Annotated in this window: 1 protein-coding gene; it reads left to right on the top strand. The window is 52.4% G+C overall.

The window, feature by feature from the left end; genetic code table 11:
• Positions 1–17: 17 nt before the first annotated feature.
• A partial coding sequence (locus EXE45_RS16775) for a DUF1616 domain-containing protein (protein WP_137695001.1) occupies positions 18–1,146 on the top strand: 1,129 nt, incomplete at its 3' end.

The following is a 1,146-nucleotide window of genomic DNA, read 5'->3' as shown; positions in this document are numbered from 1 at the left end:
GTATACGAGTACCACCTATGAGTGATCGGCGGACAGCGTGGTTACTCCTTCCACGACCGGTCCGGCGGCTGCCTGCCGACCTAGCAGCAGTTGTTGTTCTGACGTTGCTCACCGTAGGAAGCGTATTTATTCCGGGGATAAATGAGACACCACTACGTGTACTCTTTGGACTTGGATTTGTCTTGTTTCTCCCCGGATATGCGTTCATTGCGGCGTTGTTTCCTGAAAGCAGTCGAGAAGTCTCAGCAGACGACGGTCAGGCACAGACAGTAGCCGACTCTGAATCGGAGGGTAAACCCAACCCAGTTCCGGGGACTGACGCAGCAGAGACAGAAAGGTCACAACCACCTGGTGAGCATCTACAGTCGCAAGGGATCGATGGAATCGAGCGGGTTGCGTTATCCTTCGGATTGTCTATTGCTATTGTTCCGCTTATTGGATTAGTATTGAATTTCACGCCGTGGGGGATTCGACTGGCGCCGGTTGTCCTCTCAGTTACGGTATTCACGCTTGCCTGTGTGAGTATCGCAGCAAGGCGACGCCACGAGTTGCCTGCTGAAGACCAGTTTCGGGTTCCGTACAGGGCGTGGATCGCAGCCGGGAAAGCCGAACTCTTTGAGCCAAACAGCCGGACAGATGCGGCGCTTAATATCGCACTTGTGCTCTCAGTGTTGCTTGCTGTTGGTAGCGTGGGGTATGCCGTTGCTGTTCCACCGCAGGGAGAACAATTCACGGAGTTTTATTTGCTAAGTGAATCCGATGATGGAGAATTAGTAGCGGACGGCTATCCGGATGAACTGGCAGTTGGTGAACAGAGCCAGTTGGTTGTCGGGATCGGTAATAACGAGTATGAACGCACGACGTATACGGTTGTTATCCAGCTACAGACCGTCGAACAGGAGGGGAACACTACAACGGTACGTGAGCGGGAAGAAATTGACCGATTTCAAGCAACCGTTGAACACAACGCTACGCATCACGAACCCCACACATTCCAGGCGCCACAACCAGGAGAGAATCTCCGTGTGAAGTATCTGCTGTACAAAGGAAGTGCGCCTGAGGTACCCACACAAGAAAACGCGTATCGAGATCTACACATTTGGGTTGATGTTGTCAGTCCAAGTGAGGCCAATCAGTTAGCTGAAC

Origin of the sequence: Halorubrum sp. SP9 (assembly GCF_005435015.1) — an archaeon.
GTDB classification, from domain to species: Archaea; Halobacteriota; Halobacteria; order Halobacteriales; family Haloferacaceae; genus Halorubrum; species Halorubrum sodomense.
Note: the sequence above shows the minus strand (reverse complement) of the source record. Positions and strands in the feature narration are given on the sequence as shown.